Raw genomic sequence first — 18,415 nt, 5'->3', positions numbered from 1 at the left:
GGTTTTCTTTTTGGTTTAGTCTTAAGCCATAAAGATAATATTAAAACAATAGTTATTTCTTTTTATACATGGTAAAGTTCCATGTAGTATTATTAATTTTTATACATAATCGTTGAAAAAGAAGGGTTGCGCATGGTATTAGGTAACAAAATGGTCAGAATTGGTATTGAAGTTATATGCATTATTTTTGGAAGCATGCTGGTCGCGGTAGGGTCGAATACCCTTCTTTTGCCCGCCCATTTGCTTTCAGGTGGCCTCATGGGGATTTGTATGATTATTTACAATGTGACGGGCTGGTCGGTAGGAACCCAATATTTTCTCTACAATATTCCATTGCTGATATTGGCTTATATCCACCTGGGCAGGAAATTTATCGTGTATACCCTGCTTGCGGTAGGCTTTGACTCTTTGTTCTTGCATTTGGTCCCGATTAAAATGATGTGGACCCAGAACATTATCCTTGCAGCAATTTTCGGAGGGGTGGTTTCCTTCGCCGGAGGTGCGATCATGCTTCGTGCTGGCGGTTCAAATGGCGGTCTGGACGTATTGGGCAGGGTCATTGCCAAATACAAAAACTTGTCGATTGCACGGTTCGGTCTGATCATGAATTTTATCATCATTACGATATCGGCTGTGATCTTCAACGTACAAGCAGCCATGTTCACTATTCTTTCCATGTATGTTGGCGCCAAAACGTATGATACGATTCTTACGGTTGCGGAGAGAAGTTCTGTCATGATTGTTACGGACAAAGGAAGTGAAGTGTCCGCCGCGCTGAACGAGGCATTTAACCGGGGAGTTACGTTTTGGGATGGTGAAGGTGCCTATTCACATACGAATAAACAAGTCGTGTTTTGCGTTATTGTGAATATTCAATGGTCCGATCTTGTGGATCTTGTGAAAGAAGTGGATGAAACAGCGTTCATAACTGCTGTTCCGGCTCATAAAATCGTAGGTAACTTTAAAAATATATGGTAAAAAAACCCGCTGGGCTGATTTATTGCGCAATGCTTGCAATAAAACGGCTGGCGGGTTTTAATTTTCTTTTCTTTCGGCAAGATGCTTCAACATCGACATTTTATTTTGCCAGAACTGCTCAAAGTAGGAGAGCCATTGCTCCAGCTCTGAGAGTGGTTCGGCCTGAAGGGTATACCGCTTTTCTCTGCCTGTTTTCCTGCTTAGGACCAAACCTGCTTCATCCAAAATAAGCAGATGCTTAGAAACAGCTGTCCGGCTCATAGGGAACCTTTCAGCAATTTCGGTAACGGCAAGTTCCCTTCCGGCCAGCAGTTTTAAAATTTCCCTTCTTGTGGGATCAGCGATGGCCTGGAAGACATCATGCTTTTTCGGTGAGGTGCTCATTTCTTTTCGGCAGTATCTTTCAAGGTCTGCATGATCTTTGCCCAGCCACCGCTCATATTGTCACGGACAGCAGAAACTTTTTGCTGTGCCTTTGGCAGTATGGCATCCGGATGACCCCAGCCAGAATGGGTAAGGGTAAAATGAGTTTTTCCTTCTTCTTTTTCTTTCAGCTCAAATGTAACGACCCAGCCAAATTGATCCCATGCGAAAGAAAGTTTATTTGGGGGCTCCACCAGGAGAACCTTGCAAGGTGAAGGACCGAATGGTGACTGGATATGAAATTCATGGCCGACATGGGGCTCAAAATCATTTGGCATAAACCAGCTGGAAATGCCCTCTGCTGTGGCTGCCAAGTTCCATACTTTTTCAATGGGAGCATCAATTACTTCTTCATACCGTATATCTTTTGTGCGTTCGATTGATTCTGACATCGTGATTCTCTCCTTTTGGTTTTGAATATGAAACCGATTGGTTGTATAAAGTATATACAACCAATCGGTTTCATGTCAATGCGTTTTAATTTTTTACAAAAATTTCATGGTATTGTTTTTCCCGGAAGAGAGAGAATTTAAATATACCAATTGAGGAGGTGAAAACACATGGCTCAACAAGGTGGAAACAACAACGAACTATTGGTTCAAGGTGCTCAACAAGCTATCGACCAAATGAAGTACGAAATCGCTTCTGAATTTGGTGTACAACTTGGTGCTGACCAAACTGCTCGTGCTAACGGATCTGTTGGTGGAGAAATCACTAAACGTCTAGTTGCTCAAGCTCAATCTCAACTTTCTGGATTTGGTGGACAACGCTAATTTTAGCGAAGACGACAAAACAGAATACTCAATGGACAAGGGCTGCCTATCATCATAGGCAGCTCTTATTTATTTCCAGTATGCTGTCATGGCTTATGTTGCATAATACAGTTGTGGAGAAGTTTACAATCGGAGGTTCAAACAACATGTGGTCACAGCAGAAAATGAATCATTTTAAAAATGTGTTGCTTCAAATGAAGGAGAGCCTGGACAACAGGCTGAATGACAATCGTCATTACGGATCAGAATTAGAGCTGATCAAGGAATCGGTCAGTGAACTTTCCAACTATGACAACCATCCCGGTGATACGGGAACCGAATTATTTGAGCGGCAAAAAGACATTGCGTTAAATGATCTGAATGAAACGGAGCTAAAGTCCATAAACGAAGCGCTCAAACGGATTGACAACGGTGAGTACGGTTATTGTAAAACGTGCGGCCAGCCTATAGCTGCAGAGCGCCTGGAAGCTTTGCCTGCAACCGCGTATTGCAAAGAACACAGCCTTGAGCAGACAGGCTCTTACCGCCGGCCGATTGAAGAAGAAGTATTGATGCCTCCTTATGGGAAATTTGATAATGATGATAAGGATGCAACATTCTATGATGCCGAAGATTCTTGGCAGGATGTAGCGGTTTATGGAACAAGTGAAACACCATCCGATTTCTCCGAGAACGGAATGCTCAATTACAATGAGATGTTTGTAGAATCGGAAGAGAATGTCGGATATGTGGAAGACATTGAAGGGTTTATCGCGACCGACATGGATGGAAGTAATACCCGGATCATACCCAATAAGATGCATAAGGATTATGAACGGTTTTTAATGGATCAAGAACAAACCGATGAAGACTCTGATTATGTATAAAACATGAAACTCCTTATCCTCCATTTAGAGGAAAGGAGTTTTTTATCAATGTGCCAGTTTTTTTATTTGATCGATCTCCTCAGCATGAAGGATGCCTGCATCTGACGGTGTTTCAAGAAGGAGAGGGATCTCTTGTAATATGGGGGAACGGATGAAGGATTGAAACTGTTCGCTGGAGATATACCCATTTTTAAAAATATTCGCATGACGGTCTTTGCCTTCCGCGTAAGGATATTTGGAGTTATTAAGATGAATGGCTGTCAGGTGCTGAATATAACCGAGCTGTTCACCATGTTGCACAATTTCTTCCCAGTTGTCGCCGTTCCAAAGACCGCTGGCAAAAGCATGGCATGTGTCTAAGCAAAAGCCAATTTTTTCAGGATAATGAGTTAAATTGCGAACTTGAACGAGTTCCTCCAGTGTAGTGCCCATTGAACCAGGCCGTCCTGCGTTGTTCTCAAGTAAAACCTTACAGCTTCCTTCCCAATCGTTAAGGACTTCGTTCAGCATAGAAATCATGGTTTGGTATGCAGCAAGAGGATCACTGCTAATCGCGCGGTTTCCAAAATGAACGACAACCCCTACGGCACCACAGGCCTCTGAAATTTCAAGGTCATTGGCAAGGGAGCGGATGATGAGATCTTTTTTGTCAGGATGAGGAGTAAGGCTTGTCGGGTACGGAGTATGGGCGATGGAGATGACATTATGCTGATGGCAAAATTTTTTACATTGCTCGGCGTCATCCCGGTTAAATTCTTTTATTGAAAGACTTCTGGGATTCTTCGGAAAAAATTGAAAGGCATTTGCCCCGATCGAAGCAGCGTGTTTGGCAGCCCCGTAATACCCGTTTCGTATACTTACATGACAGCCTAATCTCATGAGGATTACCAGCCTTTCAATCGTTTTTATTAGCGTAAACTACAGGTGATATTTCATTCTGTTTCAAGTTAATTTCATAATATTTCCTCCATGAAGATACCCTCACGCATATCGGGTTCAGCCTGATTCCGAACCAGATGTAAGTCCAACCAGAAAGTAAGAATGAACCTCCTTTTTTTGTTGCAAACTAGGAACAGAAAAAGGAGGTTTTTAAAGTGGAACAAGCGAAAGTGATTTTACTTAAATTTATTGTTTGCCTCATTGCATTTTCAATTGGATTGGATTTGTTCTTTGATGCAACACTGACCGATATTATTTCCTTTAGTATCACGACCACGGTGGCTACCTATATCCTCGCTGACCGCATTCTTTTGCCGCGGATCGGCCAAGGAAATACCCTGATGGCTGAATTTTTACTGACGTACACCATTGTCTGGCTGTTTGGGTCCATCCTTCTGCATGGTTATCTTCAAATCGCATGGGGAAGTGCCATTTCAGCAGTCATCATCACGGCAGGAGAGGTCTATATTCATAAGTTTTTAGCAAATCATTTGCCAAGCGCTAGCAACAGGGAAGGTGTGCCGTCGCATCCGGGCACAACACCTAAACTTCGGTTTGTTACAGAGTTTGCAGAAGACGAAGATCCAACAAAAAGGAAGTAGAATTATGTGAGTAATTTGGAAGAGGAGCTGTTACAGGCTCTTCTTTTTCTATGTGAATCGGCACATATATCTGGTGAATAACTGGTAGATATGGCATAATTGGAAACTGTTGTAATAGTAGTATAGGGGAGGGAGAAACATGAAAGTACTGATTGGTTCGATCATTGTGGTTCTGGTGATCTGTTTTGGAGTATGGCTCATTTTGTCTCCTTCATTTAAAAAAGTGGGCAATACGGCTCACAAGCTCAGAGAGAATGTACAGGGGGAAGAAAATGGAGAAGAAAAGCAAGAAAGGCCATAACCGCAAAGTACTTGGGGGAATTATCATTGGAGTTGCTTTAATCCTGGCAGTTGGCATTACTTCGTTGTTCATAGAGAAAGTACCCAATGGCTATGTAGGGGTCGTGTACAGCCCGAATGGCGGGGTTCAAGATGATACGTTAGGACAGGGATGGCACTTGGTCGGCTTGTTTGACAAGGTGACGATTTATCCGGTTCGCATGCAGACCGTTAATTACAGCAATATTCAAGTGGCAACATCCGATGGAAAAAGTGTAACCATTGATTTTGCTTACAATTACAGCATCCAGCCTGATAAAGTGGTACAGGTGTTCAATAAGTTCGGTCCGGTGGAAATTGAAGAAATAGAAGGATCTTATTTGCGGACACGGCTGTGGGATGCCGGGCGAAAGGCCATAGCAAAATATTCGGTTATTGATACATACGGTGAGAAATCATCAGAAGCGGCAACTAACGTGCAGAAAATCTTTGCCGAGGATGTTCGTCAGTTGGGCTTTAACGTGAATAATTTGACACTTGGGGTGCCAAAGCCGGATAAATCCACTCAGGCCGCGATTGATAAAAGAGTGGAAGCAGCTCAAGAGTTGGAACGAAAACAAATCGAGCTGAAAATCGCAAAAGCTGAGGCTGAAAAGAAGCAAATTGAAGCCAAAGGGATTGCTGATTATAACGCAATCATCAAGAAATCGATCTCCAAAGAAGTTATTCAAAACAAGTGGATCGAAAAATGGGATGGAAAGATGCCAAAAGCGACCGGAACGAATTCTTTGATTCAGATACCCGTTGACGAAAAATAAGGCAGCACATATTAAAACAAGCCATTCGCTTTTAAGCGAATGGCTTGTTGTTGGATCAACCTGTGTTTCGGAGCCCTGCCGCAATGCCATTGATGGTAAGCAATGCTTCTCTCAGGAGCTCTTCATCGATTTGTTCATTCTCCCGCAGTTTTGAAATTAGCTCAACCTGAAGGAAGCTGAGCGGATCGACATACGGATTTCGAAGACGGATCGATTCTTTAATATTAGGAACATGGTCCATGAGCTGTTCCTGTCGAGTGATGAGCAAAATCGCATCTTTTGTGCGGTTATACTCATTTTCAATTTCCGAGAAAATGCGCTGGGCCATATTCTGGTCATCCACCATTGCGGTATACTCCCTGGCAGCGGTCAAATCCGCTTTCATTAAGGCCATTTGGAGGTTATCGATGGTAGAACGGAAGAACGGCCATTCTTGATACATTTGCTGTAGCAGACGAAGCTGTTCTTCTGTTTCTGTAAAACGCTGAAGTCCTGTCCCCGCCGCATACCAGGCAGGCAGCAGCTGGCGGCTCTGTGTCCAAGCGAATACCCAAGGGATTGCCCGCAAGTCCTCAAAACGTTCGCTTCCCTTACGGCTCATCGGACGTGAACCGATGTTCAGGGAACCAAGCTCTGGAAGAGGAGTTGCTTGTTTAAAATATGTCAAGAAGTCGGGATCATTAAAGACAAGCTCCTGATATTTTTTAAGAGCGGCGGCAGACATCTCGTCCATCATCTTCTCCCATTCCTTGGTGCGGATGTTATTTTGTTCTGCTTCCGATGATATATTAGCGGCGGCCGAAAGAAGGGTGGACGTGGCCTGTTCAAGGCTTCGATAAGAAATGTCATACAGGGAATAGCGTGAGGATAAAACCTCACCCTGCTCCGTAATTTTAAAGCCGTCACCAAGGGTCTCGGCTGGCTGAGAAAGTATGCTTCGATACAATGGTCCGCCACCGCGTCCGAGTGAGCCGCCGCGCCCGTGGAAGAACTTAAGTCTCACACCATATTTTTCGGCGACTTCATGGATTTCCTGCTGAGCTTTATATAATTTCCAGTTGGCTGTCAATGTGCCGCCATCTTTGCTTCCATCGGAATATCCCAGCATGATTTCCTGAACATTGCCGTGCTTCTCAAGCTGTTTGCGATAGAAATCCATAGAAAACAGCTTTTCCATAATGGCGGGGCCTGCAATCAGATCATCAATTGTTTCCAACAGCGGAGCAACGTTTAACTTGCTTTCGATACGGCCGTCCGCGTGAAGCCGGTATACCCCTGCTTCTTTGGCGAGAACAAGCACTTCAAGGAGATCGCTTACGGATTCCGCCATACTGACAAGATAGACTTCAATCGCACGGTCCCCAAACTCTCTGTGGGCTTCCTTGATCATTGTAAATACGTCAATCATCTGCCGGGTTTCTTTTGAATAATCTTCAGTGAAAGGAAGCAGAAGAGGACGGGGATCTTCGAGTACCCCGGTCAGTAATGCTACTTTTTCTTCTTCCTCCAAAGCAGAATAATCATCTGCCAGGCTCACCGAACGGAAGATCTCCGTAATGGCTGCTTCATGCTCGCCGCTATGATTGCGAATATCAAGTGTCGCCAAATGGAATCCGAAAAGCTCTACCTGACGGATCAGCTGGTCAAGATTTTTTAATCGGCTGCCAGCCGGGGAATGCTGCTCAAAGCTTCGCTTGATTTGCAGCAAATCTTCCCTAAATTCATTGGCATGCTGATAGCCTTGCGAATCTTTGCCAACAAGCTTTAACTTTTTCAGCATGATGGCGATTTTTACACGATAGGCCTCATGTTCAACTTTCCATTTTTCATCCTCTTGAAGGAATGCAGCGTCTTTTTTGTTAGCTGCTACAAGTTCTTCAGAAATCTGTACGTGCTTTGTGGACTGGCTCATCTGTTTCATGAGGCTGGTCAGCGCCTGGTGATATTTTCGCAAAGCCAGTTTCCGGTGCTTCGTCAACGTCTCCCAAGTGAGGGAAGGGGTAACATTTGGATTTCCGTCACGGTCTCCACCAATCCATGAACCAAAACGAAGAATGTTCGGTACATGCCACTCTTCAGATGAATAATGCTTCTGTAGCGTTTCCTGGAGCTCCTCATGAATTTGCGGTAGCACCTCAAAGAGTGTCTCATCAAAATAATAAAGGCCATTCGCCACCTCATCCATAACAGTTGGCTTGCGGTCACGAAGTTCATCGGTCTGCCACAGGATGGTAATCTCATTAAACAGTTTGTCCTGCACGTCCTCACGCTCTCTGGAGGTAAGAACGGTTTGATCCAGCTGATGCAGCAAAAGCGCGATCCGTTTATGGATTTCAAGTACACTTCTTCGTGTAGATTCTGTTGGATGTGCGGTAATGATCAATTCCATAGATAGCTTATCGATCACATTTTTTATAAGATCGGCTTCAACCCCATTTTCTTTGAATGAACTGACGGTCGATTCAAGGGAACCCGGCTGGTTCCCGTCAAGAAGCTGATATTCTCTTCGGCGACGGATTCGGTGATTTTGTTCTGCGATGTTAACCAGGTGGAAATAAATAGCAAAAGCCCGAATGACTTGCTGTCTTTGCGGCAATTGCAGAGCAGCGATTTCATTTTTTAGCTCCTGATAGGATAATTGGTCATTGTTTCGAAGAGACTTGGTCATTTCTCTGATTTTTTCCACTTTATCCAATAAATCCTGTCCGCCTTGCTGTACCAGGACATTTCCCAGCAGCTGTCCGAGGAATTTGACATCCCGGCGCAGCGGAGAGCTATTATTTTCAGCTTTAGCGGATTCTAAAGTTGTAGTCATGACTTCACCTTCCTTAACTGTAATCCCTTACTGTTGAATTCTGTACTATTGTTTGAATATTTTGATTGTATGCATTGTACCATAAAAACACTCTTCTTTCCCAGTGTAAAATAATTGAAAAAGAATTCTGTGTGAGTAAAAAAGAGAAAAAAACTAATACAGTTTAGTATGTAAGCGCATACTTAAAAAAACAAAAAAATACCCGGCGGGACAGCCGGGCATCACGTCTAAATATGAAAAGGGGTTGTTGGGATGTCTTTACTATACCAGCTTGTACATCACAATCATGGAATGTGGGACATTTTAGACATTCAACAAAAAGATTCAACAGGTCGTAAGAGAGTTTGTGGGGATTCGAATCAACAGAAAATTTTGGTATGATAAAGAGTAAAGGGGGGTGCATCCGGTTGGAGAATCACAAACGATTGTCCGGGACTTCTTTCACTCATGCAAAGCCTGATAGTAGAAAGGCGATCCTTTGCATGGGGCGAAATATCTAATTGATCGCAAAAAACAGCTTTTCTGGTATTTGGGCTTTGCACCTTATTTTGCTGGAATTCAAAAATAAGGGGCTGGCAAAAATGAAATATTGCAATGCTAGTAAAGTGTTACCTGAGAATCTGATTCTGGAAATTCAAAAATATGTTCAGGGGGAGACCCTGTACATTCCTAAGCGGGAAACTGAGCACCGGAAATGGGGAGTATCGAGTGGCGGGAGGCGGCTGCTTGACCGGCGCAATGCTGCTATCAAAACATCTTTTCGTAACGGAAGCAGCATCGAGCAGCTGGCCGAAGAACATTACCTTTCCACTGAAACCATTAAGAAGATTGTCTATTCTCGAAAAGCATAGTTCAAAGCACTGGTGCATTCTTTCACCAGTGCTTTTATTATGCAAAAAACGCTTCTAAGTCATTTTTTCCATTTTGGACGCTTCTTGACTTTTTTATACTATAAGCAAAAGGCACCAGTAAGGAATGGAGAGATTACGGATGACAGAAGGATTTATTAAAAACGAACAGTTAAATTTCATAAAGAAACAGATTGCCTTGATTAAGGATACGGCTCAAAAACATATGCCTCCATCTGTTTTGAAGGCGATAATCGATATGGCCAATGCCAAAGTTCTTGACCTTTTTCCAAACGCATCATCAGATCAACAAGAAATGCTGGACCTTTCAAGCCTGAAAACAGATGAGCAGTTTGAGGAGTATATTCAGCATCTTTCCGTTTTTTTGCTGCCTTTTCCAAGTGTGACAGAACAGCAATTGAAAAAAATGTTTCCGAAAAATAAAAAGTTAAAGCTGCCGGATTTAACAATGATCGACCACAAAAAGCTGACGTACCTAAGCTGGAACGATCTCAGATCCAATAAAAAGTTTATCGTATATGAATTAGATGAGAAATTGGTCGGCATTGAATGCAAATTTGAGCCGGCGGGTAAGAAGAGCTTTTGCTCATTTTGTAAATGTGCGGGAGAGGTCGCATATATTTCCACTGTAACCAAAGCAAAAAAATCCAAAAATCCGGATTACTACAAGGCCATTGGTAATCTGATCTGCGCTGATAACAGCGAGTGCAATAAAAAAATTACCAACACTGGTTATTTAACCTCCTTTTTAAAAGAATCATTAGGAATCTGAACTCTTTTTGAAAAAAGAGGAATCTTTGTCGTTTTGTAGAAGGCATTACTTGCACAAGGCAGGGAAACTTGCGCAAGTAAAGCCCTGTTTTTTTTTTTTTTTTCGGCCAGACTATCTATGTTTTAATTTCCTCTGCAGCGTGAAAATACATAGAATATGGTTATTTACCAGGAAAGCAGTTAGTAAACAAAAAATAAGGAGCAGGTGAATGATTAGATTTGATAATGTCTCAAAAAAGTACAATGACGGGACCATGGCGGTAAAATCGCTGACCCTGGAGATCAGGGCAGGTGAATTCTTCGTTGTGATTGGGCCAAGCGGGTGCGGTAAAACGACCATGCTCAAAATGATCAACCGGCTGATTAAACTATCAGAAGGAACTCTCTTTATCGATGGAAAGAGAATCAGTGATTACGATATACATGAACTGCGCTGGAATATCGGGTATGTTCTTCAGCAGATCGCTTTGTTTCCCCATATGACTATCCAGGAAAATATTTCGGTCGTTCCTGAGCTCAGGGGATGGAGCAGAGAAAAAATAACAAAGCGAATAGATGAGCTATTGGAAATGGTTGGTTTGGATCCCGATACATACCGCGGCAGGAAGCCAAAAGAACTTTCGGGCGGCCAGCAGCAGCGCATCGGCGTCATCCGGGCGCTGGCTGCGGATCCGGAAATCATTCTCATGGACGAGCCATTTAGTGCTCTTGATCCTATCAGCCGCGAAAAGCTGCAGGATGATCTTTACGATATGCAGAGGCGCATCAAGAAGACGATTGTATTTGTTACGCATGATATGAAAGAAGCGCTAAAGCTGGGAGACCGCATTTGTATCATGAATGGTGGCGAAATTGTTCAAATTGGAACTCCGGAGGATCTCCTGAAGCATCCTGCTGATGAATTTGTTCGGGACTTTGTTGGCGGTAATGAAAAATCCTATAAAGCAGAAGGGGATCTTTCCCGTCTGGCTGCACCTCTTCCAGCGGATGTAAGTTTTTCTGAATCATTGAAAATGATATCTGCGTCTGCTTCATTAAAAGATGCCCTGTTCCTTTTAAAGGATGAAGAAGAGTTGGGGGTTGAGGAAGAAGGAAAAATAATCGGTACCCTCAGCAGACATGCCGTGATTCGGTACCTTTCGGATCATTTGGAGGAAAGGAGCAGCGGCCATGAATAATTTTTTAAACGTGTTTCAAGAAAGGAAGGGGGAACTGGCAAGCGCCCTTCTTGAGCATATCCAAATCTCATTTATTGCACTATTGTTTGCCGTTCTGATCTCCATACCGCTTGGAATCTATCTGACCAAAAAACCAAAAGCAGCTGAACCTATCATTGGAGTCACAGCGGTTTTGCAGACCATTCCGTCCTTGGCACTCCTTGGGTTGTTAATCCCTTTGTTTGGAATCGGAAAAATTCCGGCCATCATCGCACTGGTCGTGTATGCTTTACTTCCCATTCTAAGAAATACATATACCGGTATTAAAGAAGTCGATCCATCCCTGATTGAAGCCGCGAAAGCAATGGGCATGGACAGCGGAAAGCGACTCATAAAAGTGGAGCTGCCCCTGGCTATGCCTGTGATTATGGCAGGAATCCGGACGGCCATGGTTTTGATCATTGGCACAGCCACCCTTGCTGCGCTGATCGGTGCAGGCGGGCTTGGGGATATCATTCTGCTGGGCATTGACAGGAATAACTCGACACTTATCGTGCTGGGAGCTATACCAGCAGCTTTACTGGCCATTCTCTTTGATGTTCTTCTTAGAAGATTTGAGCTTCTTTCATTTAAACGGTCCATGATGACGTTTGGCATCTTGGGCCTGGTGATCCTCTTGATTGCGATCGCTCCGTCCGCTTTACGGGGGGAACAGAAAGAGATCGTCATTGCCGGGAAGCTGGGCTCCGAACCGGAAATACTCATTAATATGTACAAGCTTTTGATTGAGGACGAAACGGATTTGAAAGTTGAACTGAAACCGGGTCTTGGAAAAACTTCCTTCGTCTTTAACGCACTGAAATCTGGCAGCATTGATGTTTACCCCGAATTTACAGGGACGGCCATTACCGAATTTTTAAAAGAAACCGCATCCAGTACAAACAGAGGCAAGGTATATGAGCAGGCACGAAAAGGGATGGATGAAAAGTTCGATATGCAGTTGCTCCGCCCCATGAAATATAACAACACCTATGCTCTTGCGGTTCCGGAGAAAACGGCAAAACAATATGGACTCACTGCGATTTCCGATCTGAAAAAGGTCAGCCAGAATATGAACGCCGGATTTACGCTCGAATTTGCAGACAGGGAAGACGGATACCGCGGCATCCAGAAAAAATATGACCTTACACTCGGAAATGTGAAGACGATGGAGCCAAAGCTGAGGTACAATGCCGTGAAAAAGGGCGACATCAACATCGTGGATGCTTATTCCACTGACAGTGAGCTCGAGCAATACCACCTGAAAGTTCTTCAGGACGACAAGCACCTGTTTCCACCGTATCAGGGAGCACCGCTGTTGCGGAAGGAAACGGTGGAAAAGTACCCCGAAATTAAAAAGGCACTGAATAAGCTCGCTGGGAAAATTACAGACGATGACATGAGGGAGATGAACTATAAGGTAAATGTGAAAGGCATGTCACCGGGTAAGGTGGCAAAGGAATTTTTAGAGGGAAAAAATATACTTTGATGAACAAAAAGACCGCTTTGTGAGGAGCGGTCTTTTTAGATATCTTTATTGATGATGGCCATCATCTGGTGGTCTTCCCACTTCCCGTTGATCCTTACAGATTTTACGGCGATTCCTTCTTTATGAAACCCGGCTTTTTCCAGGACGCGAATGGACCCTTTATTTTGGGGCATGACACCGGCCTCGATACGATGCAGTTTAAGTTCATCAAAGGCATAGGAGACCATTTTTTGAACGATCGAGCTCATGTATCCTCTCCCGTTATAGGTCTGGTCCAGGCAGTAGCCAAGCATACAGCTTTGTACAGGCTCCCTTTCAATTTTAAACAGGGAAGCATCTCCGATTAAATCGCCGGTTTCCTTTGAAAAAATACCAAACGTATATTGCTGTCTAAGCTCACGCATCCGCTCAATCATGTTCAGCCGTTCCTGCTGGCCTTCCAGCGTATAGAATTCAGGGTTTCTTAAGGGAGTGAATGTTTGAAAAAACTCCCGGTTCTTTACCTCGAGCTGAAGCTTATGTTCGGCATGGCCGGAATCCATCGGCTGTAAAAGGAAGGATTCTATTTTTTTACTCATATACTCACCTGCCTTTCTTATATCGTAGCACAGGCAAAAGATTTCATGATAGGTTGCTAACATATTTCTACCTATTATGTCGAAATAAGCTATAATAAGCTTATGTTATTTAGGTGCTTAATATTAAAACACCTATCGATTTAAATATTACTATCTTAATAGGAGAGTAACCATGGACTCTATCAATACCTTGGCAAACTATCTTACCAACCATTCAGCGTCCATTGCTTCAGAAGTCGTTGACGAGATTATTGGGCGCTTTGAATTTTATATTCCGAAAGAGGAAATTATACAGGCAAAACAAATGTATAATGAATTTATTGTGTTTCTGGCAGATTCTCTGGATTGTGAGGAAGGCTCTGCTCCTGAGGTTTTAATGGAGTGGAGCAAAAAGAATGGAGAGACAACTGCCAAAAGCGGGCTTGAGATTTCCCAAATTTTGATGCGGTATCCAGATACACGGATCGTTTTTGCTGATTATATGACCAAGCTGGGGATGGAATATCAGCTTGGCACTCAGGATGTCGTGATGATCATCAAGCGAGTGAACCACATTTTGGATCTGAGTATTAATGAAACGGTTTTTGCTTTTGAACGATATAAAGACCATCTCATTAATGCCGCGCAAAATGAAATCAAAGAATTATCCAATCCGGTTGTTCCGATTCAGGACAAGATTGCTATCCTTCCTCTGATTGGAAAGATAGATGCCGACCGGACGGATCATTTGATCAACCATGTGGTTCCAAGGATTCAGCAGCTGCACATTCACCATTTAATCATTGATTTTTCAGGAATCGTGAACGTTAATACAGAAGTAGCGATGTACATTTTTAATATACAAAGTGTTTTTCAGCTTCTTGGCATTGAAATCCTGATAACGGGGATACGTCCAGAATTAGCCAGCCGGATTGTTCAGGCAGGCATTGATTTTACAACGATTAGGGTATATGGCAATGTAAAGCAGGCTATTGAAAACATCCAATAAAAAAAGGGGACTACACTAAAGGTGTTGTCCCCTTTTTCTACGATATTCATCTACTCCTCAGCTCTGGAAATGTCTTTAATCGCTGAAATGCGCAAAATATGTAGCTGACCGTTTTCATCGATCACTCTCAAGATACGGTTCTTCTCATCCATATAATGGACCATTCCTTTGACTCTGTGCAGATGGCCCCTTTGATAAACGGTAAACAGCAAGGTAAATGAAAATTCCAAGGCTTGAAGGACCAACTGATCCATTTCCTCCAAATGCTGTTCATCCGGCTCCAGCTCTTCTTCTTCGTAATACTCCTCCAGAAAGTAGTTCTTAAGATGTGTTACTGTCTCGGGGAGCATCAAGCTGGTTTTCCATTTTATGTTACCACGGTCCCGAATCACATCACTCATCCTCCTTTCTACCTATAATAACCGAACACACGTTCTTTTTAAACTGGAAAAAATGGACAGTCATGATATAAGGCTGATTTGGAGAAAACTGAGTCTTATATCATGCCCATCCGATTAAAAGGTACTATATACATTGTCACATTCTTCAGCTGTCGGCTGATAAAAACAATGAAGCTTATATCGTGCAACAAACGGCTGGTCATACCAGGTCGGCGGGCAATCGCCCTGAGGCCTGAAATACCAGAGACTATATTTAGCCGGCCAAAAGCGTTCTCCACTAATTGCACGCCTGGCGAGCCGCTTTTCACTGGATCTGGCGGCCTGATAAAAATAGCCATGGGTCACGGCTTCAAATGCGTGGGGCTGGTAAATCATCTGGGGGATGGTTCTGAGGCCTTTAAAGTCGGAACAATTGGCCCGGATTCGGTTGATTCCAACGTTGCCAATCAGCTGCATCCCGCGAACTCCTTCACCTTCACCTTCAGCTCTGAGCAAACGGGCGAGAAGATTAATATCTGAATTACTGGCTTGCACAACAGCCACCGTATCACCTCCATATCGTTCTTTTTTAATATATAAAAAAGAAGGTTGGGCCATAACCATGAAGAGAAGATTTTCCCAGGCAATCAAAAAAGGGCAAGGATGCAGCAGCATCCTTACCCTGATTTTTTTACCATCCCCGCTCATATTGAGGAGGAATATGAAGTTCATTTTTCTTATGCACCGTTTCCGCAGCACGAAGCGGCCAGTATGGATCACGGAGAAGCTCGCGGGCCAAAAGAACAAGATCTGCTTTTTCATTGCGGATGATTTCGTCTGCCTGCATGCCTTGTGTGATCATACCTACTGCCGCAGTTGCAATATCCGCTTGCTGGCGGATTTTTTCTGCAAAAAGGTTTTGGTAACCGGCACCGACGGGGATCGGCGCTTTTGGAACATTACCGCCAGAGCTGCAATCGATAAGGTCTACACCTTCTTGTTTGAGGCGTTTGGAGAGTTCAATGGATTCTTCCAGTGTCCATCCGTCGTCTACCCAGTCGGTAGCTGAAATACGGACAGTAAACGGAAGATTTTCGGGCCATTCTTGGCGCATCACACGAACGGTTTCCAATACAAAGCGGATGCGGTTGTCAAAGCTTCCGCCATATTCATCTGTACGCTTATTGGAAAGCGGGGAGAAAAAGCTGTGAGCCAGATATCCGTGTGCACCATGGAATTCCATCCACTCAAAGCCGGCTTCACGCGCCCTGATGGTGGCCTGTCGGAAGTTCTCCTGAATTTCCTTGATTTCTTCCACGCTCAGTTCTTTCGGTTCTTTGTATCCGTCATTAAATGGGATGGCACTCGGTCCGACCACATCCCAGCCGCCCTGATCATTTGGAACTCCGGCAGCCGGTGCTTCTTTTTCCTTCCATGGGCTGTAGGTGGATGCTTTTCGTCCAGCATGGGCGAGCTGGATTCCTGGTACGGCACCATGCTCTTTCAAAAAAGCAGTGATGCGTTTAAAGGGTTCGATATGCCGATCCGTATAGATCCCCAGGTCTTCGGGTGAGATGCGCCCTCTTGGTTCTACAGCGGTAGCTTCCACGATCACCAGGCCGGCTCCACCGACTGCACGTGATCCCAAGTGTACGAAGTGCCAATCATTCGGTACTCCGTCTTCGGCACTATATTGGCACATAGGTGAGACACCAATGCGGTTTCGAAGTGTAATATCCTTAATGGTTAGTGGAGAAAAAAGATGTGGCATGGACAAGACTCCTCCTGTGGTTTAAGAATTAAAATCAAAATCATGGTAACACAATCCGAATGGTGCGATAAAACAATGTGCTTAGGATTCGTTCAAAACTCATTGTAGTCTGCCCTTTTTAAGGGAGAGATATAACATAGACATGAAATGACGCAAAAACAGAAAAATAGACAGAAACAGGAAGGAAAATTTTGCATGATTATCGAATGTATTGCTTGAATAGAAAAAGGCAGGTGCGATGTATGTCATACTCAGAAAAACTCATTCAAAAGGTAAAGGAAATGTACATATTGGATCATAAAGCGCGTGTACATATTGATAAAGCCCAGCATTCCATTAACGTCTTTTTTGGTGACATGAAATTTAAATTACGATCTGTAGAAGAAAAAACGGATGAAATTAACATTGTGATTAACGAAGCAGTCCCCGGCATCTTTGCCCAAATCATGATTAAACAAAGTGTTCTCTGCTTTGAACGGTCACCCAATGGAATCATTTATATCCAGTTAAAAAACGAAGATAGCGAGACCAAGCTGGATACACTTCAGTGGGATGGAAGGTGTGTGGCCTCTGAACGGTATAACAAAGAATTTACAATTCCCCTGATCAACAGCTATTTGAAAGAGGCTTTTGATCCTGTTCTTTTTTAGGTAAACAAAAAAGGCAGATCTTTGTAAAAGATCTGCCTTTTTTGTTTTATAATTATTAGAAAGTATGTGCTGCATCCTTAGCGCGTGCAACGCCGTTTTCTTTGATTTCTTGTGCTTTTTCAGGCATGGCTGCTTGTCCTTCGATAAATACGCCATCGAAAGAAGGAACACCGAAGAAGTTCATCATGATGCCAAGGTAACGGTGCCCCATTTCTAGTTCTGCTGCAGGGCCTTCAGAGTAAATGCCGCCGCGAGCTTGAATGTGAATGGCTTTTTTGTCGGTTAGAAGACCTACAGGGCCAAGCTCTGTATACTTGAATGTTTTTCCTGCAACTGCAACGGAATCAAGATATGCTTTCATTACAGGCGGGAATGAGAAGTTCCAAAGCGGTGTTACGAATACATATTTGTCTGCTGCAACGAATTGTTCGCTAAGCTGACCCAAACGTTCCACTTTTTCCTTTTCACTTGCAGATAGTTCTTCAAAGCCTTTACCGCTTTGCAATTTTCCCCAGCCGCTGAATACATCCGCATCGATTTGCGGGATATTTTCTTTATAAAGATCGATATGAACGATCTCATCCTCAGCATTCAGATTTTTATATTCTTCGATAAATGCCTTTCCGGCAGCCATGCTAAAGGATTGAGCCTCATCATGAGGGTGGGCAGTGATATATAATACTTTTGCCATTGTTATTTCCACCTTTTCTTGTAAATTTACAACACAGAACATGTGCATGTGTTATTATCACGCTTAGGATTGAATTTGTGAAGTAGGCACATTTATGTGTTATAGTATAAAAAAAGGTACTGTAAAAGTGGAGGCAGCAAGGATGAAGAAAAATCCCGAGCAATGCCAGGTCGTTGTGGCATTGGATATGATTGTTGGAAAGTGGAAACCGATTATTATACAACATCTGCTGAATGGAGATGTGTTGCGTTTTAATGAACTCAGAAGATTAATGCCTGATATCACTCAGCGAATGCTTACTCTTCACCTGCGTGAACTGGAAGAGCAGGATATTGTCCAGCGAAAAGTTTATCCGCAGATCCCTCCAAAAGTGGAATATTCGATTACGGAATACGGAAAAAGTCTGGAGACCGTCATGGATGCCATGCACCAATGGGGAGCTGCCCATGTGGAACATATGGAGATGAAAAAGAAAGAAGATGCTTTGAGCGAGAAGGAAATCTGACAAGATTTCCTTTTTTTAATAGAATTGACACCTC

The 18,415-nt window shown here is 43.4% G+C and carries 21 protein-coding genes and 2 pseudogenes; 14 read left to right on the top strand and 9 right to left on the bottom strand.

The annotated features are described in order from the left end of the window. Positions 1 to 132: 132 nt before the first annotated feature. A complete protein-coding gene (locus DMO16_RS09990) occupies positions 133 to 978 on the top strand; it encodes a YitT family protein (RefSeq protein WP_129477177.1) in 846 nt (281 codons plus the stop codon). Positions 979 to 1,035: 57 nt separating this feature from the next. Here the strand turns inward: DMO16_RS09990 and DMO16_RS09985 are convergent, their stop codons facing one another. Next, positions 1,036 to 1,362 carry an ArsR/SmtB family transcription factor gene (locus DMO16_RS09985; RefSeq protein WP_129477175.1) on the bottom strand — a complete coding sequence of 109 codons (327 nt, stop codon included), beginning with the start codon at positions 1,360 to 1,362 and terminating at the stop codon, positions 1,036 to 1,038. Continuing rightward, positions 1,359 to 1,793, bottom strand: coding sequence for an SRPBCC family protein (locus DMO16_RS09980; protein WP_061967838.1), 435 nt, complete (start codon positions 1,791 to 1,793; stop codon positions 1,359 to 1,361). Before DMO16_RS09980 ends, DMO16_RS09985 begins: the two co-directional genes overlap by 4 nt. A gap of 168 nt (positions 1,794 to 1,961) precedes the next feature. Here DMO16_RS09980 and DMO16_RS09975 point away from each other — a divergent pair, with 168 nt between their 5' ends. After that, positions 1,962 to 2,174, top strand: coding sequence for an alpha/beta-type small acid-soluble spore protein (locus tag DMO16_RS09975; protein ID WP_061967841.1), 213 nt, complete (start codon positions 1,962 to 1,964; stop codon positions 2,172 to 2,174). Between the two features lie 146 nt (positions 2,175 to 2,320). Continuing rightward, positions 2,321 to 3,040, top strand: coding sequence for a TraR/DksA C4-type zinc finger protein (locus DMO16_RS09970; RefSeq protein ID WP_129477173.1), 720 nt, complete (start codon positions 2,321 to 2,323; stop codon positions 3,038 to 3,040). Between the two features lie 45 nt (positions 3,041 to 3,085). On the opposite strand, the gene DMO16_RS09965 is transcribed toward DMO16_RS09970, so the two are convergent. Then, on the bottom strand, positions 3,086 to 3,919 hold the full coding sequence (locus DMO16_RS09965; RefSeq protein ID WP_129477171.1) for a deoxyribonuclease IV: 834 nt from the start codon (positions 3,917 to 3,919) through the stop codon (positions 3,086 to 3,088). Positions 3,920 to 4,134: 215 nt separating this feature from the next. Here DMO16_RS09965 and DMO16_RS09960 point away from each other — a divergent pair, with 215 nt between their 5' ends. The 3 genes from DMO16_RS09960 to DMO16_RS09955 all read left to right on the top strand — a co-directional run bounded on the left by DMO16_RS09960 (position 4,135) and on the right by DMO16_RS09955 (position 5,678). Continuing rightward, positions 4,135 to 4,581: a YndM family protein gene (locus tag DMO16_RS09960; RefSeq protein ID WP_129477169.1), complete on the top strand. Its 447-nt coding sequence runs from the start codon at positions 4,135 to 4,137 to the stop codon at positions 4,579 to 4,581. A gap of 139 nt (positions 4,582 to 4,720) precedes the next feature. After that, the gene (locus DMO16_RS24235; protein WP_164988893.1) at positions 4,721 to 4,882 is read left to right on the top strand and encodes a hypothetical protein; all 162 of its coding nucleotides are present in this window, start codon (positions 4,721 to 4,723) and stop codon (positions 4,880 to 4,882) included. Next, entirely contained in the window at positions 4,854 to 5,678 is an 825-nt protein-coding gene (locus DMO16_RS09955) for a prohibitin family protein (RefSeq protein WP_061967851.1), read from the top strand. The genes DMO16_RS24235 and DMO16_RS09955 overlap by 29 nt, the downstream gene beginning before the upstream one ends. 55 nt (positions 5,679 to 5,733) lie before the next feature. Here the strand turns inward: DMO16_RS09955 and ppc are convergent, their stop codons facing one another. After that, positions 5,734 to 8,493 (bottom strand): phosphoenolpyruvate carboxylase, encoded by a 2,760-nt coding sequence (gene ppc / locus DMO16_RS09950; RefSeq protein ID WP_129477167.1) that lies wholly within the window; start codon positions 8,491 to 8,493, stop codon positions 5,734 to 5,736. A gap of 581 nt (positions 8,494 to 9,074) precedes the next feature. Between ppc and DMO16_RS09945 the strand changes: the two genes are divergently transcribed. The 5 genes and pseudogenes from DMO16_RS09945 to DMO16_RS25415 form a co-directional block, all read left to right on the top strand. Beyond that, positions 9,075 to 9,344, top strand: a complete 270-nt coding sequence (locus DMO16_RS09945) for a CD3324 family protein (RefSeq protein WP_061971433.1) — start codon at positions 9,075 to 9,077, stop codon at positions 9,342 to 9,344. 139 nt (positions 9,345 to 9,483) lie between these two features. Beyond that, a complete protein-coding gene (locus DMO16_RS09940) occupies positions 9,484 to 10,134 on the top strand; it encodes a FusB/FusC family EF-G-binding protein (protein ID WP_129477165.1) in 651 nt (216 codons plus the stop codon). 208 nt (positions 10,135 to 10,342) lie between these two features. Next, a complete protein-coding gene (locus tag DMO16_RS09935; RefSeq protein ID WP_061967858.1) occupies positions 10,343 to 11,311 on the top strand; it encodes an ABC transporter ATP-binding protein in 969 nt (322 codons plus the stop codon). Beyond that, a pseudogene (locus DMO16_RS25420) lies at positions 11,304 to 11,931 on the top strand (ABC transporter permease); the annotation flags it as partial. The gene DMO16_RS09935 and the pseudogene DMO16_RS25420, both read left to right, overlap by 8 nt. A gap of 74 nt (positions 11,932 to 12,005) precedes the next feature. Then, positions 12,006 to 12,818 (top strand): annotated as a pseudogene (locus DMO16_RS25415) (glycine betaine ABC transporter substrate-binding protein); the annotation flags it as partial. Between the two features lie 35 nt (positions 12,819 to 12,853). On the opposite strand, the gene DMO16_RS09925 reads toward DMO16_RS25415, so the two are convergent. Next, positions 12,854 to 13,396: a GNAT family N-acetyltransferase gene (locus DMO16_RS09925; RefSeq protein ID WP_129477161.1), complete on the bottom strand. Its 543-nt coding sequence runs from the start codon at positions 13,394 to 13,396 to the stop codon at positions 12,854 to 12,856. Positions 13,397 to 13,568: 172 nt separating this feature from the next. On the opposite strand from DMO16_RS09925, the gene DMO16_RS09920 reads away from it, so the two are divergent. After that, positions 13,569 to 14,384: an STAS domain-containing protein gene (locus tag DMO16_RS09920; RefSeq protein ID WP_129477159.1), complete on the top strand. Its 816-nt coding sequence runs from the start codon at positions 13,569 to 13,571 to the stop codon at positions 14,382 to 14,384. Between the two features lie 50 nt (positions 14,385 to 14,434). Here DMO16_RS09920 and DMO16_RS09915 read toward each other — a convergent pair whose 3' ends face one another. From DMO16_RS09915 to DMO16_RS09905, 3 genes are all read right to left on the bottom strand, one after another. Next, the gene (locus DMO16_RS09915) at positions 14,435 to 14,776 is read right to left on the bottom strand and encodes a YolD-like family protein (protein ID WP_164988892.1); all 342 of its coding nucleotides are present in this window, start codon (positions 14,774 to 14,776) and stop codon (positions 14,435 to 14,437) included. Positions 14,777 to 14,899: 123 nt separating this feature from the next. After that, on the bottom strand, positions 14,900 to 15,328 hold the full coding sequence (locus DMO16_RS09910; RefSeq protein WP_061971436.1) for a cell wall hydrolase: 429 nt from the start codon (positions 15,326 to 15,328) through the stop codon (positions 14,900 to 14,902). A 127-nt stretch (positions 15,329 to 15,455) separates the two neighbouring features. After that, positions 15,456 to 16,535, bottom strand: a complete 1,080-nt coding sequence (locus DMO16_RS09905; RefSeq protein WP_061967869.1) for an NADH:flavin oxidoreductase/NADH oxidase — start codon at positions 16,533 to 16,535, stop codon at positions 15,456 to 15,458. A gap of 242 nt (positions 16,536 to 16,777) precedes the next feature. On the opposite strand from DMO16_RS09905, the gene DMO16_RS09900 reads away from it, so the two are divergent. After that, a complete protein-coding gene (locus DMO16_RS09900) occupies positions 16,778 to 17,185 on the top strand; it encodes a hypothetical protein (RefSeq protein WP_061967871.1) in 408 nt (135 codons plus the stop codon). A 55-nt stretch (positions 17,186 to 17,240) separates the two neighbouring features. Here the strand turns inward: DMO16_RS09900 and DMO16_RS09895 are convergent, their stop codons facing one another. Further along, positions 17,241 to 17,876 carry an FMN-dependent NADH-azoreductase gene (locus DMO16_RS09895; RefSeq protein WP_061967874.1) on the bottom strand — a complete coding sequence of 212 codons (636 nt, stop codon included), beginning with the start codon at positions 17,874 to 17,876 and terminating at the stop codon, positions 17,241 to 17,243. A gap of 142 nt (positions 17,877 to 18,018) precedes the next feature. Here DMO16_RS09895 and DMO16_RS09890 point away from each other — a divergent pair, with 142 nt between their 5' ends. Further along, positions 18,019 to 18,381 carry a winged helix-turn-helix transcriptional regulator gene (locus DMO16_RS09890; protein WP_129477155.1) on the top strand — a complete coding sequence of 121 codons (363 nt, stop codon included), beginning with the start codon at positions 18,019 to 18,021 and terminating at the stop codon, positions 18,379 to 18,381. Positions 18,382 to 18,415: the final 34 nt, after the last annotated feature.

This window comes from Fictibacillus sp. S7, from assembly GCF_004127935.1.
In the GTDB taxonomy this organism is placed as follows: Bacteria; Bacillota; Bacilli; order Bacillales; family Fictibacillaceae; genus Fictibacillus_C; species Fictibacillus_C enclensis.
Note: the sequence above shows the minus strand (reverse complement) of the source record. Positions and strands in the feature narration are given on the sequence as shown.

Coding starts and splice junctions, on each gene's coding strand:
- DMO16_RS09990 (WP_129477177.1), top strand. CDS start 133: ATGGTATTAGGTAACAAAATGGTCAGAATTGGTATTGAAGTTATATGC.
- DMO16_RS09985 (WP_129477175.1), bottom strand. CDS start 1,362: ATGAGCACCTCACCGAAAAAGCATGATGTCTTCCAGGCCATCGCTGAT.
- DMO16_RS09980 (WP_061967838.1), bottom strand. CDS start 1,793: ATGTCAGAATCAATCGAACGCACAAAAGATATACGGTATGAAGAAGTA.
- DMO16_RS09975 (WP_061967841.1), top strand. CDS start 1,962: ATGGCTCAACAAGGTGGAAACAACAACGAACTATTGGTTCAAGGTGCT.
- DMO16_RS09970 (WP_129477173.1), top strand. CDS start 2,321: ATGTGGTCACAGCAGAAAATGAATCATTTTAAAAATGTGTTGCTTCAA.
- DMO16_RS09965 (WP_129477171.1), bottom strand. CDS start 3,919: ATGAGATTAGGCTGTCATGTAAGTATACGAAACGGGTATTACGGGGCT.
- DMO16_RS24235 (WP_164988893.1), top strand. CDS start 4,721: ATGAAAGTACTGATTGGTTCGATCATTGTGGTTCTGGTGATCTGTTTT.
- DMO16_RS09955 (WP_061967851.1), top strand. CDS start 4,854: ATGGAGAAGAAAAGCAAGAAAGGCCATAACCGCAAAGTACTTGGGGGA.
- ppc (WP_129477167.1), bottom strand. CDS start 8,493: ATGACTACAACTTTAGAATCCGCTAAAGCTGAAAATAATAGCTCTCCG.
- DMO16_RS09945 (WP_061971433.1), top strand. CDS start 9,075: ATGAAATATTGCAATGCTAGTAAAGTGTTACCTGAGAATCTGATTCTG.
- DMO16_RS09940 (WP_129477165.1), top strand. CDS start 9,484: ATGACAGAAGGATTTATTAAAAACGAACAGTTAAATTTCATAAAGAAA.
- DMO16_RS09935 (WP_061967858.1), top strand. CDS start 10,343: ATGATTAGATTTGATAATGTCTCAAAAAAGTACAATGACGGGACCATG.
- DMO16_RS09925 (WP_129477161.1), bottom strand. CDS start 13,396: ATGAGTAAAAAAATAGAATCCTTCCTTTTACAGCCGATGGATTCCGGC.
- DMO16_RS09920 (WP_129477159.1), top strand. CDS start 13,569: ATGGACTCTATCAATACCTTGGCAAACTATCTTACCAACCATTCAGCG.
- DMO16_RS09905 (WP_061967869.1), bottom strand. CDS start 16,535: ATGCCACATCTTTTTTCTCCACTAACCATTAAGGATATTACACTTCGA.
- DMO16_RS09900 (WP_061967871.1), top strand. CDS start 16,778: ATGTCATACTCAGAAAAACTCATTCAAAAGGTAAAGGAAATGTACATA.
- DMO16_RS09895 (WP_061967874.1), bottom strand. CDS start 17,876: ATGGCAAAAGTATTATATATCACTGCCCACCCTCATGATGAGGCTCAA.
- DMO16_RS09890 (WP_129477155.1), top strand. CDS start 18,019: ATGAAGAAAAATCCCGAGCAATGCCAGGTCGTTGTGGCATTGGATATG.